The sequence below is a fragment of the Amycolatopsis sp. NPDC059235 genome (assembly GCF_042754125.1).
Lineage (GTDB): Bacteria > Actinomycetota > Actinomycetes > Mycobacteriales > Pseudonocardiaceae > Amycolatopsis > Amycolatopsis albidoflava.
The window spans coordinates 1-17894 of record NZ_JBHZAG010000104.1; the positions used below are offsets into that span (position 1 = coordinate 1).

Sequence of the window (17894 nt, forward strand, 5' to 3'; positions counted from 1 at the left end):
CGAGCCGTGAAGGGCTCCTTGAGGGAATCTGATTCCCTCAAGGAGCCCTTCACGGACAGCAAGCCGGCTGTCGCGCGGTGTTGGTCACCGGCAGGTCAGCGCACCCGCTCCAGGAGCGCGAACAGGTTCTCCCAGTGCCGCTTCTCGCCCTCGGCGTGGTACGCCGCCGTGTCCGACATCGTGAACCCGTGCGTCGCGCCCTCGTAGACCTCCGACCGGTAAGTCACGCCTGCCTCGTCGAGGGCGTGCTCCAGCGTCTTGATCTGCTCGGCGGTGGCCGACGGGTCCTGGTCGGCGTGCCCGAAGTACACCTCGCCGGTGATCGACCCGACCCGCAGGTGCGGGCTGTCCGGCTGGTCGGTCGCGAGACGCCCGCCGTGGAACGACGCGATCGCCTTGACCCGGTCCGGGAACGCCTCGATCACGCGCAGCGCGTTCGTTCCGCCCATGCAGTAGCCGGTGATCACGACCGGCCCCTCGGCGACGCCGTCCTGCGCAGCGAACCAGTCGAGGTACTTCTCCGCGTCGCGGGTGATCGCGTCGGTGTCGAGGGCCTCGATCAGCGGCATCAGCTTGCCGAAGACCTCGCCGCGCCGCTCCGGGTCTTCCAGCGCGGAGAAGTCCACCAGCGGCGTCCGGCCGCCGCGGTAGAGCAGGTTCGGCGCCAGCACGGCGTAGCCCGCCTCGGCGATGCGGTCGGCCATCTCCTCGATCCGCGGCCGCAGCCCGAACGCGTCCGGGAAGAGCAGCACCCCGGGATGCGGCCCGCCGTCCGGCACGGCCAGGTACGCGTCCGCGGTCCCGTCGGCGGCCGGAACGTCTGGCTTTTCCTTGCGCATCCGCTTTGTCCTCCCTTGTATTCAGTGCCTTCAGTGCCTTCCCGATCAATCTATCCCCGTCCGGCGCCGGGCCGCCGCGCCCCGCGAATGTCCCGTTTCCTGTCCGGTCAATGGACTGAACCACTGCGGTCGGCGGATTGACGGAGTCCGGTTTGCCCGGTCAGGATCACCGGGCCCGCTCCGGGCCGCCCTCCGCAGAACGGACTGTCGATGGCCAGACCTCCACGCTCCCCGCGCGCCCGGAACCGGGTCGCCCTCGCCGCGCTCGTCCTCCTCGGCGGGCTCGTCCCCGCCCAGGCCGCGCACGCCGCTCCCCCGCGCCAGCCGGACATCGGCCCGCCCGCGCTCGACCGGAATGGCTGTGCCCGCATCGAAAACTCGCTGCCCGAACTGGCGGACTGGCCGAAGGTGCGCAGCGCGATGCCGCGGAACCCGGTCGACGAATGGCGGATCAAGCAGATGCTCTCCGGCATGTCGCTGGAGGAAAAAGTCGGGCAGATGACCCAGCCCGAGATCGGCGCGATCACGCCGGCCGAGGTGACCCAGTACTCCATCGGGTCCGTGCTCAACGGCGGCGGCTCGTGGCCCGGCGGGAACAAGCACGCCAGCCAGCAGGACTGGCTCAAGCTCGCGGATTCCTATTGGGACGCGGCGAAGGCCACGAGGACAAAGATTCCGGTAATTTGGGGCATAGATGCCGTGCACGGAAATAACAATGTGTACGGCTCCACCGTTTTCCCGCAGAACATCGCGCTCGGCGCGGCGCACGACCCGTGCCTGGTGCGCGACGTCGAGAACTCCACCGCGCGGCAGATCCGCTCGACCGGCCAGGACTGGGCGTTCGCGCCGACGCTCGCCGTGGTGCAGGACGACCGCTGGGGCCGTACTTACGAGGGCTTCTCCGAGGATCCGCGCATCACGCGCGCCTACGGATACGAGGCCATGAACGGCCTGCAGGCCGGGGCGCGGCTGCGGATCGGGCCGAACGGCGTGATCGGCACCGCCAAGCACTTCATCGGCGACGGCGGCACCACCAACGGCCAGGACCAGGGCGTGAACGCTTCTTCCGAGGCGGACATGATCAACCTGCACGGCCAGGGCTACTACGGCGCGCTCGCCGCGGGCGCGCAGACGGTCATGGCGTCGTTCAACAGCTGGACCAACCCCGCCCTCGGCATCAACGAGGGCAAGATCCACGGCAGCGACAAGGTCCTCAACCAGATCCTCAAGGGCAAAATGGGCTTCGACGGCCTGGTCGTGTCGGACTGGAACGGCATCGGCCAGGTGGACGGCTGCACCAATGCCAGCTGCCCGCGCGCGATCAACGCGGGCCTCGACGTCGTGATGGTCCCGAACGACTGGAAAGCCTTCATCGCCAACACGGTGGCGCAGGTGCGCGGCGGCGAGATCCCGATGTCTCGCATCGACGACGCGGTCACCCGGATCCTGCGGGTGAAGCTGCGCGCCGGGCTGTTCGAGGAGCGCAAGCCGTCGCAGCGCTGGTACGCCGGTTCGTCGGACGCGCTCACGGACAAGGCGCTCGCGCGCGAAGCGGTGCGCAAGTCGCAGACGCTGTTGAAGAACAACGGCAACGTGCTTCCCTTGGCGCGCAACGCGAAGGTGCTCGTGGTCGGCAAGAGCGCGGACAGCATTCAGAACCAGACCGGCGGCTGGACGCTGACCTGGCAGGGCACCGGGAACACCAACGCGGACTTCCCTGGCGCCACTTCGATCCTCGCTGGGCTCAAGGAGGATCTCGCGAACGTCACTTTCGATCCCACCGGCACCGTCGATCCGAAGGGTTACGACGCCGTCATCGCTGTCGTCGGCGAGACCCCGTACGCGGAAGGCGTCGGCGATCTGCAGCGAAAGAGCCTTGAAGCGGCGAAGCTGTATCCGGAAGACCTTGCGGTGCTGGACAAAGTCAGCGGCAAGGGCACGCCGGTGGTGACGGTGTATGTCAGCGGGCGTCCGCTGTACGTCAACAAGGAGCTCAACCGTTCCGACGCGTTCGTCGCCGCGTGGTTGCCCGGCACCGAGGGCGGCGGGGTCGCGGACATGCTGGTGCGTGGCAAGGATCGCGGCGGATACCACGGCAAGCTGTCCTACTCGTGGCCGAAGAGCGCGTGCCAGACGCCGCTCAACCCGTGGAGTCCCGGCTACGACCCGCTGTTCGCGCTCGGCTACGGCCTCACGTCGAACCAGCGGACCACCGTCGGCAAGCTCGACGAGACCGAAGGCCCGGCCCGTTGCGGGTCGACCGGGGGCGGCGGCACCGCCACCGAGGACCTGCCGATCTACGACCGCACGGATGTCGCGCCGTACAAGAGCTTCATCGGCTCGGCGTCGAACTGGGGCGGCACCGAGATCGGTCCCGACGGCACTGCGTCGCACCCGGAGATCACCGTGGTGCCGGCCGACGTCAACGTCCAGGGCGACGGCCTGAAAGCGACGTGGACCGGCACCGGCGCGGCGCAGCTGTACTCGCAGCATCCCGGCGGCACCGATGATTTGCGCGGCTACCTGAATGCCGACGGCGCGCTCGAGTTCGACGTGATCGTGCATTCGCCGCCGGTGAACCGGACAGTCGTCAGCCTGCACTGCGTCTACCCGTGCTCGTCCGAGGTCAATGCCACGAAACTGTTCGGCGATCTGCCCGCCGGGCAGAAGTCGACGGTGAAGATCCCGTTGTCCTGCTTCGCGAGCGGGCTGGACTTCGAGAGCGTCGACACGCCGTTCCTCGTCTACACCGACGGCGCGTTCTCCGCCTCGTTCGCGAACGTGCGGTGGTCGCCCGGCGGGGCGAAGGATCCGGACGCGCGGAAGTGCTCCGACCTCACCGGATGAGCCGCTGAGCGGTTTCTCTGGCCTGAGACCTGGCCGCCGCGCGCGAAGCGGCGGCCAGGTCTTCGAGCCCGTCCAGCGCCGGCACGTCGCCGACGCGGGTGAACTCCTGGGTCACGAATGTCAGCCGCTCGACGCCTTTGTCGCCGAGGTAAGCGCGCAGATACGACTCCTGGAACTCGAACTTCTCGCGCGGCGCGCCCGGGCCGTATCCGCCGCCGCGTGCGTTGACGACCACGAAGTCCTTGTCCGCCAGCAGTTTCCGGCCGGTCTCCGGGTCGACGAACACGCCCGGGAAGCTGATCCGGTCGATCCACGCCTTGAGCGTCGCGGGCACGCCGAAGTTGTACATCGGCGCCCCGAGCAGCACGGCGCGGGCTTCGCGCACCTCGTTGACCAACGGGAGCGTCAGATCCCATTCGCGCTGTTCGTCGTCGTCCGCGATCAGTGCCGCGATGTCTTCCAGGGACAGCACTCCCTTGCGTTCCACCCGGCGGCCGAGCCGGGCGTACGCCTCCCTCAACGGCGGCACCGGCTCAGCGGAAACGTCGCGGTGACGCACGATTCCGCCGCCTCTTCGCCACTCGCCGGCGAACAGCGTGCCCAACTGCCTGCTCACCGACGCCTCTCGGTCGGCGCTCGAATCCACGTGCAGCAGGGGCGCTAGCATGACGGTCATCCGGTTCCTCTCCTCGTCCTTGGTCCTCGGGCCGGCACTCCCATGACGGATCGAGACGGGAAAAGGTGACCGATGGACGACGCACTGGCGCGGCGCTTCGAAGACGAGCGCCCGCGACTGCACGCGCTGGCCTACCGCATGCTGGGCAACGCGGCCGAGGCCGAGGACGTCGTGCAGGAGTCGTGGCTGCGCCTTGACCGCACGTCCGGCGTCGACAACCTCGGCGGCTGGCTGACCACTGTGGTGTCGCGGCTGTGCCTGGACGCGCTGCGCGCCCGCCGGGAAACGCCGGTTTCTTCGGTGCCTGATGCCGTCGGCGGCGCTGTTCCCGAGGACGAGATTCTGCTGGCCGGGGAGGTCGGACGCGCGCTTCTCGTGGTCCTGGACCGGCTCGCCCCGCCCGAACGGGTCGCGTTCGTGCTGCACGATCTGTTCGCGGTGCCGTTCGACGCGGTCGGGCCGATCCTCGACCGGACGCCCGCGACCGCGAAGAAACTCGCCAGCCGCGCGCGACTGCGAGTGCGCGGGGTCCCGGCAGTGCCAGCCGCGGAGCTGGCCGAGCACCGCGAAGTGGTGACGGCGTTCCTGTCGGCGGCCCGGGGCGGGGATATGGCGACGCTGCTGACCGTGCTGGCCCCGGATGTCGTCCGGGTTACCGATCCGGCGATGCTGCCACCGGGTGCTGCTGCGGTGTTACGCGGGGCGGATGAGGTCGCGCAGGGGACGAAGCTGTTCGCGGGGAATGCGCGGTTGGCGGAGGTGGCGCTGATCGACGGGGATGTCGGCTTGGTACTCGCTCCGGCTGGGAGGTTGGTGGGGGTGCTGAAGATCGAGGTTCGGGGCGGGTTGCTCCAGGCGTATGAAGTGGTGGTGAGTGCCGAGCGGTTGGCGGGGATGGAGATTGCCGCGCTTTCTCGCGAGGCCGTATAGGTCGTTATACAGTCAACTCCGGGCGAGTCGGCAGCGACCAACCCCACCCTGAATCCACCCAAAAGCACCGCAAAGAAACGCGCCGAGCCGACCGCAAGTAAGATCAACACAAGAATCGGGATAAACTCGACCAACTTTCCTTCCGTCACGTGGAGACCACAGGATTCCCGGCAAGCACGGCCACCCGAGTCAGAGAGTTCCCAGTTTAAATTCAACCCCCTCCGCCCTGGTGCCGGCAAACCGAGGTTCCATCACAAAGGCAACGTTTATGAAATCCGGATCATAGTTGAAACAAACTCCAGAAAAGTCTGCTTCCGCTCCGAATGTCATATCAATAAACCTGGAACCCTCGTCAAAAGAGGAGCCCTCAAATGTGACGTCGCCGACAAACTGCGTTTCGCTCCACGCAGAACGCCTGGATACAGTCGAGTGCATAAAGCTGGCCGACGCCTCAAAGACAGTTTCTTCGACTTCGATTACACCGAAGGTGGCCCCAGTGAATTGCGCACTCATGTGAAACTTCGACTTCTCAAATCGTACCCCCGACCTAAACCTGGCGAACTTGAAGTCGGCCTTCCCTTCGAATAATGTTCCCTGCGCCAACACGAAGTCGGTAAAATTAGCGCCCGCGAACCGGACGTCGCCTCGAAACGTCGAGTTGACAAAGACCGCGCCACCAGCGAACTCAACCCCATCAAAGAGTGCCCGACTGGAAAATGTGACGTTAGTAAAATCGCCATAACCAACTACTTTTGAGTCCGAGAAACGAGCTGCGCCGGAAAAATTTGCCCCGGTAAAGTCAACTGACTTGACCAAGGTCGAAGACAAGTCGAAGTCTCGTAGATGCGCACCGGAGAGATCCAGGTCGCGCGGTCCCCAGTAAGTGTCCTCGTCGCCGGCGTTCAGATGGCTCACGATAATTCTCTGCGCAGCTGTCCGCACCTCCCGCTCCTGGGCGTACTCAAGACTGGGCAACATGTGATCAGCAGCATCGTTTGAATCAGGAACCGCGGAACCTTCCGGCATCCGAAGGTAGGCACACAGAACATTTACAATCGTTTGACGCTGGGATTCATTGTCTTGCGCAAGGCGCTCGAGGGCATAGAGGCCGCCTAGCCGCACCGGAGCTTTGTCAGAACCGAGTTGCTCTACAGCCTTGGTGTACAGCTCGGTTATTCGCCTCGCGGCGGCGTCCAACCGGGCGTCTTCCGCCACGCGTTCTTGATGGTGCTTGGTATCGGCCGCCACCACTTGCTGGTGCGCAAGCGCGCGTTCGCGGTTGTCGAGGTCGGCTTCCGCAGCGTGCTGCCGCCTCCACGTCAGATACAACGCGACGACTCCGCCACTGCCCACCCCGATGCTCAGCCCGATCTTCAGCGCGTCGAACCGCGCGGTGACCAACGCCGCTCCGTTCAGCCCGGACGTCGCCGGCCACCAGAGCACGATCACCGCCGCTGTCGTAAGCACCGCGATCACAACCGCCGTCGTCCACATCGCCTTCGGAGTCAACTCCCGCAGACGGCCGGCTCCGGCGGTCGCGGCGCAAGGAGGGTCGAGTGGCCTTCGGTGCTTACGTCTGGACGCGTCGTCACCCATGCGAGCTATCTTCTCTCAAGCCCCATCCCACCAGCCAAGGTCAAGGCGACCAGCTTTCGCGAGATAGCGGGGCGACGCCCGCGTGCACTGCCGGATGACCCGACGAGGTGAAAATGCGAGTTGGCGCGCCCCTGAGCAACGCGCGGCATCCGACTGCGCAAGCAATGAGCCGATGGAACCAGGTCCGGCAAGCTTAAGAGCACCGCGCCATCCCTGACCGGCGCATACAGCTGCACCGGCAGATGAGGCCTGCCCCAGCCCAGGGGAGGTGGCGTGCCGCGCCAGACTGGGGCAGGCATAACGGTGCGGTGAGCGATGGGCGGGACGCTCCTAACCGCACCGAGCCTTATCGGGTTTCTCCCCTTTTCGCGGTTTCTCGACCTCCGGGAAGACGATCGTGTCCTCGACTTTCGGGATGACCTCGGTGTCCTCCTCGGCGCGTTCGGCGGCCGTCGCCTCGGCCGTCCGGCGGAATTCGGCGAGGCGGGCTTCCTCGATCTCCGCCTGGACCTCGTAGTCCAGCCGGGCCTTGAGATCGCGGACTGTCAGCCGTCCGCGCGGGGGCGGGATCGGCCGGCGGGCCCGCCACAGCCACATCGAGAGCAGTACCAGCAGCAGGAGCACACAACACACGATGACCACTGCCGGATGGCCGGTGCGGGTCGCCTCGCCGAGCGTCTCTGCTGCCTTCATGCGATGCACCTCTCGGCTTCGGAAGTGTCTTCGCGTGCCCCACCACCATGGAGCGGTCCAGTGGCCTGGACCAGCCAGCAAACCGGGCGAAAAGCGGGCGGCAACCGAGCGACTTGCCTTGCCTCGCAGGCGGTGACCTGCGGTAACCTGACGACCCCGGTTCGTGGCGAAGGAGTGTCGCCCATGGGCGAACGGCGTGAAGGGCTTGTCCGGGCGCGCAAAGCGGCGAACCTGACGCAAGAAAAGCTCGCCGCGCTGCTCCCCGCGGACGAGAAGAGCATCCGGGCCTGGGAATCCGGCCGGTCCGAGCCTCGTCCGCACCGGCGCGACCGGCTCGCCCGGCTTCTGCGCATCAGCCCCGACCGGCTGGAGGAGCTGCTCCGGGAAGGCACCTCCGCGGACCTCCGGGGGCCGCCGGGCGCGTCGAACGTCCTGCTCCCCGTCGTCGTGGACGGGCGGCCGGTCGCGCTGCCGCTGGACCGGGGCACGGTCGCGGCCAGCGTCCTCGGCCGGCTCGTGCCCGCTCCCGGCGACGCGGCCCCGCCAGCGGTTCCGACCACAGAATGGGACGTCATGAGCCCGCTCAGTCGCCGCTCACTGCTCAAGAACGGCCTGCCGGTCGCGGCTTTGCCCGCGCTGGGAATAGGCAGCGCCGAGCACGTCGCGCGAGCGCTGGAGAATCCCCGGCGGTACATGGACAAAACCGTCACGCACTATTTCCGCAGACAGCTCGACCAGTACAAATACGAGGACGGCGAACGCGGTCCGGCCAAAACGCTGCCGATGACGCTCGGCGTGCTGGACATCATCGACCGCATCGCGCGCGAAGCGACCGCCGACGATCAGCGGGACCTTCTGCAAATCGGTTCGGAGGGCGCGGAGTTCGCCGGATGGCTCTACCGGGACCGGCGGCAGATGGAAGATTCGCTGTACTGGCACGACCGCGCGATGGAATGGGCGCAGGCGGCGGGCGACAGCACGATGCAGGGGTACATCCTGCTCAAAAAAGCCCAGGTAGCCTACGACGAACGCGACCCGCGGCGGATGCTCATCCTCACCCGCGCGGTGCGCAAAGGCCCCTGGTCGCTCCCCCAGCGGCTCCAGGCCGAGGCCGCCCAGCAGGAAGCCCGCGCGGAGGCGATGCTCGGCGCGTCGGCCGATCAGGTAAACCGGAAACTCGACGTCGCCTGGAAACTGCTCGCCGACGCCGGGCCGGCCGAATCACCGCTGGGCGCGCACTTCAACGCGACTCTTCTGAATATGCAAACCGCCATCTGCTACACCGAAGCGGGCGAGCCGCGGCGGTCGGTCGAGCTGTACGAGAAAACGTTGAAGGAAACCCAATTCTCCCGTCGCGACTACGGATTCTTCCTGTCTCTCATGGCGAACTCGCTCGCCCTTTCCGGCGAACCGGACCAAGCCGCCAAAACCGGCCTGGTCTCCGCTCATCGCGCGGCGGAAACGAACTCCCGCCGCACCAGAGAAGAACTCCGGCGGGTCGTCGGAGTGCTCAAGCCGTGGCATAACCGTCCCGACGTAAGGGAATTGCGCGAGGCGCTCAGCAGCTGACCGCTCAGCGAAGCCATTCCCGCACTTCGCGGATCACTTGCCGTTGCCAGGCTTGCGTTCGCGGATCGGCGTACTGCGGATCGTCGTGCACCGCGAAGCCGTGCTGTGCGCCCTCGAGCTGCACCAGCCGGTGTTCGCAGGTCAGCTCCCGATCGGCGGCGCGCGACGACTCGACGGGGACGAAGGTGTCCTCGGTGCCGTGCACGATGAGCGTCGGCGCGGTGATGCGGGGCAGGTTTTGCCGTGCCTCGAACCAGAACGCCTCGTTGAGCAAGGCCCGCCCGAGCCGAAAGCCGGGCCCGTGCCCGAGGTAGTTCTGCTCCTTGAGGTCGGCGGCGCCCTTGTCGTCGAGGTAGCCGTCCGCCGACCACGCGGGCTTCTCGTCGATGAACCGGCCGCGGTAATCGAGGAGGGGGTTGAACAGCACGAGCCGCTCGACGTCGTCCGGCCGCTCGGCCGCGTAGCACGCCGCGACGCCGCCGGAGAAACTAGCCGCCGCGAGCGACGTCCGCACACCCGGGACGGCGTTCGACAGATGCTCGATGCTGCCGCGAATCACGTTGAGCAGAGCGAAAAGCGACAGATCCTCTTGGCGGCCTTCGCTCTCGCCGTGGCCGGGGAGGTCGATTCTCAGCGACGCTATGCCGACCTCGGCCAGCCCCGCGGCGAGGCGGGTGAAGAAGCCGCCTTCCTCGCGGGTGACGGTCGCCCCCTGCACGAGCAGCACCGCGCGGCGAGCCGGGCCGTCCGGCTCGGTGAGGGTGCTGGCCAGGTCGAGGCCGTCCGGTGTACGAACTGTCCGATAGCTGTCGCGCGACATGGACACTCCCGGAGTTGTCGTCAACTCCCAGTGTGTCAGGTTCGCGCGTTCGGGGGATGAAATTCTCCGACGGTGTAACGAAGTCGACAGTCGCCGCAACCGGATGCGACGACCACCTGACCGAGGTCAGCACGCCAGAGCCCGCCGGATCGCGCCCGCTTCGGGTCCCGGCCGGGGATCGAGGCCGCCTACTTCTTCAGGCGCCGGCTCCCGCCATGCCAATCCTGTTCCTTCCCCGTCTCCCCCGCCGCCACTCCGAACGACGGCAGTTGCGGCATCTCCCGCGAGCTCCGCTTCAGCTCGGCGAATCCCGGGAACGCGGCCAATCCCACCACGTGGTCCCACAGCTCCACCGCCTCCTCGTCCGAAGGCAGCCGGCTGATCACCGGGCCGAAGAACGCGACTCCCTCCGGCGGCCGGAAGTGCAGGATCGGCGTCCCGACGTCCTTGCCGGTCAGCGAAAGCGCTTCATCCGTCTCCCGCTGGATTTCCGCGTCCCACTGAGCGTCGTCGACCGCCTCCGCGAGCTCCGCTGGGAGTCCAGCGCGCGAAAGCGCCGCCGCCGCGGCCGAGCGGGTCCCGTGCGCAGCCCGTGCCTCAGCGGTGTCCTCGACCAGACCACTCTCGAAGTTCTGCTCTCCCAGCGCCTCGTACAGCGGACCGACCGCCGCACGACCGCACTCGGCGCGCACCGCGGCCGCCACGCGCAAAAGGCGCAAACCGGCCGTGTGGGAAGCGTCGTACTCCGGCGGGAAGTGCGTCGCGTAGTCCAGGTGCGCGTTCAGCATCCGCAGCGAGATGAACCGCCAGTCCACCGAGTACGAGCGCTGGCTGGCGACCTGGCGGACCCACTTGCTGGTCATCCACGCGAACGGGCACACCGGATCGAAGTAGAAGTTCAGCTCGGCCATGACCCGACTCTACGTCGGGCAGAGGTCAAGCGCCTTTGCTCCGCCGAACGTCGCCCGACAGCTCCTGGTGGTGCTGCACCGCCAACTGGACGATGTGCCGCACGTGCGGGTCGTCGAGCACGTACACCTGCCGTTTCCCCTCTCGGCGGGCGCGCACCAGGCCGGCGAGCTTCAGTTTGCCCAGGTGATGGCTCGCGGTCGGCACGGTCTGGCCGGTCTCCTCGGCGAGCGTGCCGACGTCGCGTTCCCCGTGCGACAACAGCCAGAGCAGGTGCAGCCGCACGGTCGCGGACAGCAGGCCGAACGTCGCGGCCGCGTCCTGCAGCAGGTCGGCGGGGAGCGGTTCCAGCGGGGGCTGGGATGGGGTGGACACGACGAACATCCTCTCGGGTGGGCCCTCAGCGTGACTTAGCCCCCATCAGTTGCACAAGTGTTTGACTGTTTTCGTGATCTGCGCTCTACTGGTCCCGGCCGGCGCGAAACGCCGGTCGATGAGTCTTGCGGAGGAGGTGAGCCGGGTGACCGGCGAAGGAAGTAGTCGGCACGACCGTGCGGGGACCCCGGCAGCCAGCTAGGTCCGGAAGAACCCGCGCGGTCCGCTGACGCCCAGCTGACCTCGAGGGGACGACCATGACCCGCTTTCCCGCCCTGCGCGCCCACGGCGACGCGCCGGTGCTCACTCTTTTCCGGAATCTCGACAGCTCGCCGAAAGGCCTCACCGAGAACGAAGCCGCCGAGCGGTTGCGTCGTTTCGGCGACAATCGCATCGACGGCACGATCCGGGCGCCCGTCCGCGTCTGGGCCGCCGCGCGCAGCCCGTTCGTCGCGTTGCTGACCGCGCTCGGGGTGGTGTTCGCCGGTGTCGGCGACCTCCGCGGTGCGGTGACCGTCGGCGTGATGGTCGTGCTCAGCATTGGTCTCCGCTACTGGCAGCACGCGCGGTCCGAGCGCGCGATCAGTGCCGTGCGCGACCAGATCACCACCACTGTCACCGTGCGTCGGCGCGCGGCGGCGGAATTTCCCGGCAGCGAGCGCGAAGTGCCCACGTCCGACCTCGTGCCGGGCGACGTCGTGTTGCTCGGGCCTGGTGACGTGATCCCGGCCGACGTGCGCATTGTTGCTGCTAAAGACTTCGTCGTCGACCAGTCGGCGCTGTCCGGCGAGGCATTGCCGGTCGCGAAGCGGGCACCCCAGCCGGGCACGCACGAGGAGCACGAACTCGTGGAGACGCCCGCGCTTGGGTTCGCGGGCACATCGGTGGTCGGCGGAACGGCCACCGCGGTCGTAGCGGCGACAGGCAGCGACACCTACTTCGGCGCGCTGGCCCAGCAATCTGCCGAGCCGCGCGCGGAATCCAGCTTCGACGCCGGAGTACGCCGCGTCGGCTGGACGCTCGTGCGGTTCATGCTCGTGATGGTGCCGATCGTGCTCGTCGTCAACGGCACGGTCACCGGCGACTGGGCGCAGGCCGGGATGTTCGCGGTCGCCGTCGCGGTCGGTCTCACCCCGGAGATGCTGCCGGTCATCGTCACGACAAACCTCGCCCGGGGCGCGGCGGCACTGTCCCGCCGACAAGTGATTGTCAAGCGGCTCAACGCTATTCAGGATCTCGCCGCGATGGACGTGCTGTGCGTCGACAAGACCGGCACGCTCACCGAGGACCGGATCGCCTACGCGCACAGCGTCGACTACTCCGGCAGCCCGGACGGCGAGGCAGCCGAGTACGCCGGGCTGGCGGTGCGGTTCCAGACCGACCGGCACGACCGGCTGGACGAGGCGATCGAGACCCTGTTCGACGGCGAGGACGACCTGGTCGCCGACGCGCTGTTCACCGGCGTCGCCGAGATCGGCTTCGACCACGCGCGCCGCCGGGCCAGCGTCGTGGTCCGGCGCGGCAGCGAGCACCTGCTAATCAGCAAGGGCGACCCGGACGAGATCCTGCCGCGCTGCGGCTACGCGCGCCGCGACGGGGTCGTCACCGAATTCGACGACGCCGCCCGGATCGGCGCGGACGAACTGGTGCGCGCGTACGCAGAACACGGCATGCGGGTGCTCGCGGTCGCGGCAAGGGAAGTCAACGCCCGGCTCGACGGGTTTGACGAAACTGACGAGAACGAAATGATCCTCGTCGGTTTCGTGGGATTCGTCGACCCGGTCCGCGACGGCGTCGTGAACGCGGTGAAAACCCTTGGCGAGCAAGGCGTCGCGCTGAAAGTGCTGACCGGGGACAACCGGCATGTCGCCGCGCGCGTCGCGGATTCGGCGGGCATCCCGGTCGGCGAAGTCGTGCTCGGCCGCCAGGTCGAAGCGGCGGACGACGCTGAGTTGCGCGAGATCGTCAAGGACACCACCGTCTTCGCGAAGCTCACGCCAGCGCACAAAGCCCGCGTGGTCACCGCGTTGCGGGAGAACGGCCGCGCGGTCGGCTTCGTCGGCGACGGCGTCAACGACGTCACCGCGCTGCGCACCGCCGACGTCGGGATCGCGCCGGACACCGCCACCGACGCGGCCAAGGACGCCGCCGACCTCGTGCTGCTGGAACGGGACCTCGGCGTGCTCGCCCGCGGTGTGGCCGAAGGACGGAGGACGCTCGGCAACACGCTGAAGTACGTCAACATCACCGCCGCGTCGAACTTCGGCAACGTGCTGTCGGTGCTCGCGGCCAGCGCGTTCCTGCCGTTCCTGCCCATCCTGCCGATCCAGCTCGTGGTGTCGAACCTGCTCTACGACCTGGCTCAGCTCGCGCTGGCCTGGGACCGGGTGGACGACGAGTACCTCAGCAAGCCGCGCCGCTGGGACGCCCGCGGACTGACCGGATTCATGCTGATCTTCGGCCCGCTGTCGTCGCTGTTCGACCTCGCGACGTTCGCGGTGCTGTGGCACGTCTTCGGCGCGGGAGCGGATCCGTTGCTGTTCCAGACCGGCTGGTTCGTCGAGGGTCTGCTCTCGCAGCTCCTGGTCGTGCTGGTCCTGCGCGGCCGCGGCACTCCCCTGCGCGCCAGCCGTCCGGTCGTGCTGGCCACGGCGGCTGCCGCGCTCGTCGGCCTGCTGGTGCCGCTGTCGCCGCTCGCCGGTCCGTTGCGGATGCAGGCGCTGCCCGCCAGCTACCTGCTGTGGCTCGTGCTCGTCCTGGCCGGGTACGCGGTGGCGGCTCAAGTAGCGAAACGCGGCTACGCACGCCAACGTACGTGGTGGTAACCGTCCTTTCTTGAGGCTTTTCCAACCCTTTTCTGAACTTTTCGCAACAACCAGTGGGAGCGCAGATGACGACTGCGGAAATGCTGCTGCGCCTCGGGGCCGGCGTAGGCCTCGGCACAGTAATCGGATTTGAACGCCAATACCGCGCCCGGATGGCAGGGCTGCGGACGAACGCCCTGGTCGCGGCCGGGTCGACGCTGTTCGTGCTGCTGTCCGCGCACGGCTTCAGCGGAGCGAGCGCCGATCCCACCCGGGTCGCCGCGCAAATCGTTTCCGGAATCGGTTTTCTCGGCGCGGGCGTGATTCTGCGCGAAGGGTTGACCGTGCGCGGGCTCAACACGGCGGCGACGCTCTGGTGTTCCGCCGCGGTGGGTGCGCTGGCCGGGGCCGGGCTGTACACGGCGGCGGGCGCGGGCACTGCCGTGGTCATGGCGGTGAACATCGCGCTGCGCCCGCTCGGCCGGGTGGTCGACCGCCGTCCGGCCACTGGCCGCGAAACCCCGACGTCGTACACCTTCCTGGCGGTGACCAAGGACGATGCCGAAGCGCACGTGCGCGCGTTGCTCGTGCAGGCGTTGGCGCGCACGGATTTCGCGCTGCAATCGGTCACCAGCACCAATACCGACACCGCCGGGCAAGTGCAGGTGCGCGCCGAACTGTCCGCCGATCAGCGCGACGACAAGCAGATGGAGTCGGCGGTCAGCCGGCTGTCCATGGAGCCGTCGGTGACCAGTGTGCGCTGGCAAGCCGAGCTCTCCTACACCGAGGAAGACAGCGAGAACTAGACCATGCTGCGTACCTTCCCCACCCGTGGCGCGCTCGTCCGGCCCCGCCGCACGATCGCCGACGTGGCGGTGTTCCTCGGCGCCGCCGCCGCGCTGTGGCTGATCGTGCGGCTCGCGCACGGCGCCGCCACGGCGTGGACTCCGGCGACCGCACCGTCCACAGTGTCTACTGACCCGGCCGAACTCCCTTACTACGCCGGACGTTCGCTGCTGCGGATGTTCGTCGCTCTCGTGTTGTCGGTCGGGTTCACCTTCGTCTACGCGACCGCTGCCGCCCGGCTGCGGCGCACCGAAAAGATCCTGCTGCCCGCGCTCGACATCCTGCAGTCCGTGCCGGTGCTCGGGTTCCTGTCGGTGACCATCACCGGGTTCATCGCGTTGTTCCCTGGCTCGCAGCTCGGCCTGGAATGCGCGTCGATCTTCGCGATTTTCACCGCGCAGGCGTGGAACATGACGTTCGCGTTCCACCACTCGCTGGTGTCGCAGCCGCGCGACCTCGACGAGGCGTCCCGGCTGCTGCGCCTCTCGCGCTGGCAGCGATTCTGGCGCGTCGACGTGCCGAGCGGGATGATCCCGCTGGTCTGGAACGGGATGATGAGCTTCGGCGGCGGCTGGTTCTTCCTCACCGCCTCCGAAGCGCTCAGCGTGAACAACCAGAAGTTCGCGCTGCCCGGCATCGGCGCGTACGTCGCGACCGCCTCCGCAGACGGCGACCTCGGCAAGGTGCTGCTGGCAGTCGGGGTGATGGTGGTCCTGGTCGTCGGCGTGAACGTGCTGTTCTGGCGACCGCTCACCGCGTGGTCGGAGCGGTTCCGCATCGAGAACTCCGAAGCCGCCGAAGCACCCCGCAGCCTGGTGCTCGACCTGCTGCGCCGCTCGCGGATCCCGACGCTGCTCGGCCGGGTGTTCGGCAAGCTGGTGTTCCCGCTCGACCGCGCGCTGGCGGTCTTCGGGCTCGCCGAGTATCCGCTGCGGTTCTCCCCCGCCCGCCGGCGCGCCGCGGACATCGTGTTCAGCGTCGTGGTCTTCGGGCTGATCCTCTACGGAACCGTGCGCGCGGTGCTGTTCATCGGCGAGACCACTGGGTACGGCGAAATCGGCCACGTGCTCCTGCTCGGCCTGATCACCTTCGCGCGAGTGGTGACGCTGGTGGTCGCCGGGACACTCGTGTGGGTGCCGATCGGCGTGTGGATCGGAATGAACCCGCGCGTCTCGCGGCTCGCCCAGCCGGTGGTGCAAGTGCTCGCGTCGTTCCCGGCGAACTTCCTGTTCCCTCTGATCACCGCCGTGCTCGTGGCGACCGGGATTTCCCTGGACTGGGGCGGCATCCTGCTCATGAGCCTCGGCGCGCAGTGGTACATCCTGTTCAACGTCATCGCGGGTGCCTCGGCCATCCCGCACGACCTGCGCGAGGCCGCCGCGAACCTGCGGCTGCCGCGGGCATTGTGGTGGCGGCGGCTCGTGTTGCCCGCGATTTTCCCCAGCTACGTCACCGGCGGGATCACCGCGGCGGGCGGCGCGTGGAACGCCTCCATCGTCGCGGAAATCGTCTCCTACAACGGGGTCACGCTGACCGCGACCGGTCTCGGCGCGTACATCGCCGACGCGACCGGCTCCGGCGATTCCGGGCGGATCCTGCTCGGCGTCGCCGTGATGAGCCTGTACGTCGTCGGCCTCAACCGGCTCTTCTGGCGGCGCCTCTACCGCCTCGCCGAACGCCGGTTCTCCCTGTCCTGAAAGGAACCCCTCATGTCCGAAGTCCTCGTGTCCGTCGAGCAGGTCAGCAAGAGCTTCCCCGGTTCGGCGGGCGACGAACTGCGCGTCCTCGACGACATCACCCTCGACCTGCGCGCGGGCGAGATCGTCGCGCTGCTCGGCCGGTCCGGCTCCGGGAAATCGACGCTGCTGCGCACGATCGCCGGGCTGATCGGCCCGACGCGGGGCACCGTGCGCTATCGCGGCGACGAACTCGACGGGGCCAATCCGGGCACCGCGATGGTGTTCCAGACCTTCGCGCTGATGCCGTGGCTGACCGTGCAGGACAACGTCGAACTCGGCCTCGCGGCGCGCGGGATCCCGCCGAGAGCCCGCCGGGACCGCGCGCTGCAAGCGATCGACCTGATCGGGCTCGACGGTTTCGAATCCGCTTATCCCAAGGAGCTTTCCGGCGGAATGCGCCAGCGCGTCGGGTTCGCCCGCGCGCTCGTGCTCGAACCGGACGTGCTGCTGATGGACGAACCGTTCTCCGCGCTCGACGTGCTGACCGCGGAGAACCTGCGCACCGAGCTGATGAGCCTGTGGCAGCGCGAGGATTTCCCGACCAAGGCGGTCTGCATCGTCACGCACAACATCGAGGAGGCGGTCCTGCTCGCCGACCGCGTGCTGGTCCTCGGTTCCAACCCCGGAAACCTGCGCGCGGAAGTGGAAATCGACCTCGCCCGGCCGCGCGACCGCAAATCCCCCGCGTTCGCCGCGCTGGTCGACCGGCTCTACGACCTGCTCACCGGCCGCGACCCGGCAGCCGTCGAACCCGCGCAGGCCACGCCCACCGCACGGCCCCTGCCGCAGGCGTCGGTCGGCGGGCTCGCCGGTCTGGTCGAACTCGTGCACGCCCGCGGCGGACACGCCGATCTGCCGGATCTCGCCGCCGAGCTGAGCTTCGAGGTCGACGACCTGCTGCCGCTCGTCGACGCCGCCGCCCTGCTCGACCTCCTCTTCGTCGCGGGCGGCGACCTGCACCTGACGCCGGTCGGCACCGCCTTCACCACCGCGGACATCCAGACCAGCAAGAAAATCTTCGCCGTTCAGGTCCGCGACCGGGCACCGCTGGTGCGCACGATCGTCAACGCGCTCACCGCGAGTTCGGACGGCACGCTGCGCGCGGAGTTCTTCCTCGATCTCCTCCGCCGCGGCTTCTCCGCCACCGACGCCCGGCAGCAACTCGACACCGCGATCGACTGGGGCCGCTACGCGGAACTGTTCGACTACGACACCGACAGCGACCGCCTCACCCGGACAACCGCCGAATAA

General features: G+C 68.1%; 14 protein-coding genes. 7 read left to right on the forward strand and 7 right to left on the reverse strand.

Features of this window, described 5'->3' with window-relative positions; all coding sequences use genetic code 11:
- Positions 1–95 precede the first annotated feature (95 nt).
- On the reverse strand, positions 96–839 hold the full coding sequence (locus ACFXI3_RS40690; protein WP_378406990.1) for a dienelactone hydrolase family protein: 744 nt from the start codon (positions 837–839) through the stop codon (positions 96–98).
- Positions 840–1049: 210 nt separating this feature from the next.
- Here ACFXI3_RS40690 and ACFXI3_RS40695 point away from each other — a divergent pair, with 210 nt between their 5' ends.
- The gene (locus tag ACFXI3_RS40695; RefSeq protein WP_378406992.1) at positions 1050–3686 is read left to right on the forward strand and encodes a glycoside hydrolase family 3 N-terminal domain-containing protein; all 2637 of its coding nucleotides are present in this window, start codon (positions 1050–1052) and stop codon (positions 3684–3686) included.
- Here the strand turns inward: ACFXI3_RS40695 and ACFXI3_RS40700 are convergent.
- A complete protein-coding gene (locus ACFXI3_RS40700; protein WP_378406994.1) occupies positions 3676–4362 on the reverse strand; it encodes an FMN-dependent NADH-azoreductase in 687 nt (228 codons plus the stop codon). The genes ACFXI3_RS40695 and ACFXI3_RS40700 overlap by 11 nt on opposite strands.
- A gap of 72 nt (positions 4363–4434) precedes the next feature.
- Here ACFXI3_RS40700 and ACFXI3_RS40705 point away from each other — a divergent pair, with 72 nt between their 5' ends.
- Positions 4435–5292: a sigma-70 family RNA polymerase sigma factor gene (locus ACFXI3_RS40705; RefSeq protein WP_378406996.1), complete on the forward strand. Its 858-nt coding sequence runs from the start codon at positions 4435–4437 to the stop codon at positions 5290–5292.
- Positions 5293–5481: 189 nt separating this feature from the next.
- Here ACFXI3_RS40705 and ACFXI3_RS40710 read toward each other — a convergent pair whose 3' ends face one another.
- Together ACFXI3_RS40710 and ACFXI3_RS40715 are read right to left on the reverse strand one after the other, a co-directional pair.
- Positions 5482–6888, reverse strand: a complete 1407-nt coding sequence (locus tag ACFXI3_RS40710) for a pentapeptide repeat-containing protein (RefSeq protein WP_378406998.1) — start codon at positions 6886–6888, stop codon at positions 5482–5484.
- Between the two features lie 330 nt (positions 6889–7218).
- A complete protein-coding gene (locus ACFXI3_RS40715) occupies positions 7219–7581 on the reverse strand; it encodes a hypothetical protein (RefSeq protein WP_378407000.1) in 363 nt (120 codons plus the stop codon).
- A 183-nt stretch (positions 7582–7764) separates the two neighbouring features.
- Between ACFXI3_RS40715 and ACFXI3_RS40720 the strand changes: the two genes are divergently transcribed.
- A complete protein-coding gene (locus tag ACFXI3_RS40720) occupies positions 7765–9150 on the forward strand; it encodes a multiprotein-bridging factor 1 family protein (protein WP_378407002.1) in 1386 nt (461 codons plus the stop codon).
- 4 nt (positions 9151–9154) lie between these two features.
- Here the strand turns inward: ACFXI3_RS40720 and ACFXI3_RS40725 are convergent, their stop codons facing one another.
- From ACFXI3_RS40725 to ACFXI3_RS40735, 3 genes are all read right to left on the reverse strand, one after another.
- Positions 9155–9970 carry an alpha/beta hydrolase gene (locus tag ACFXI3_RS40725; protein ID WP_378407004.1) on the reverse strand — a complete coding sequence of 272 codons (816 nt, stop codon included), beginning with the start codon at positions 9968–9970 and terminating at the stop codon, positions 9155–9157.
- Between the two features lie 188 nt (positions 9971–10158).
- On the reverse strand, positions 10159–10881 hold the full coding sequence (locus tag ACFXI3_RS40730; protein ID WP_378407006.1) for a DsbA family protein: 723 nt from the start codon (positions 10879–10881) through the stop codon (positions 10159–10161).
- Positions 10882–10906: 25 nt separating this feature from the next.
- On the reverse strand, positions 10907–11263 hold the full coding sequence (locus ACFXI3_RS40735) for an ArsR/SmtB family transcription factor (protein ID WP_378407008.1): 357 nt from the start codon (positions 11261–11263) through the stop codon (positions 10907–10909).
- 248 nt (positions 11264–11511) lie between these two features.
- Here ACFXI3_RS40735 and mgtA point away from each other — a divergent pair, with 248 nt between their 5' ends.
- From mgtA to ACFXI3_RS40755, 4 genes are all read left to right on the forward strand, one after another.
- Positions 11512–14079 (forward strand): magnesium-translocating P-type ATPase, encoded by a 2568-nt coding sequence (gene mgtA, locus ACFXI3_RS40740; RefSeq protein ID WP_378407010.1) that lies wholly within the window; start codon positions 11512–11514, stop codon positions 14077–14079.
- A 65-nt stretch (positions 14080–14144) separates the two neighbouring features.
- Positions 14145–14864 carry an MgtC/SapB family protein gene (locus ACFXI3_RS40745; protein WP_344276599.1) on the forward strand — a complete coding sequence of 240 codons (720 nt, stop codon included), beginning with the start codon at positions 14145–14147 and terminating at the stop codon, positions 14862–14864.
- A 3-nt stretch (positions 14865–14867) separates the two neighbouring features.
- Positions 14868–16601, forward strand: a complete 1734-nt coding sequence (locus ACFXI3_RS40750; protein WP_378407012.1) for an ABC transporter permease — start codon at positions 14868–14870, stop codon at positions 16599–16601.
- A gap of 12 nt (positions 16602–16613) precedes the next feature.
- Positions 16614–17894, forward strand: coding sequence for a nitrate/sulfonate/bicarbonate ABC transporter ATP-binding protein (locus ACFXI3_RS40755; protein ID WP_378407014.1), 1281 nt, complete (start codon positions 16614–16616; stop codon positions 17892–17894).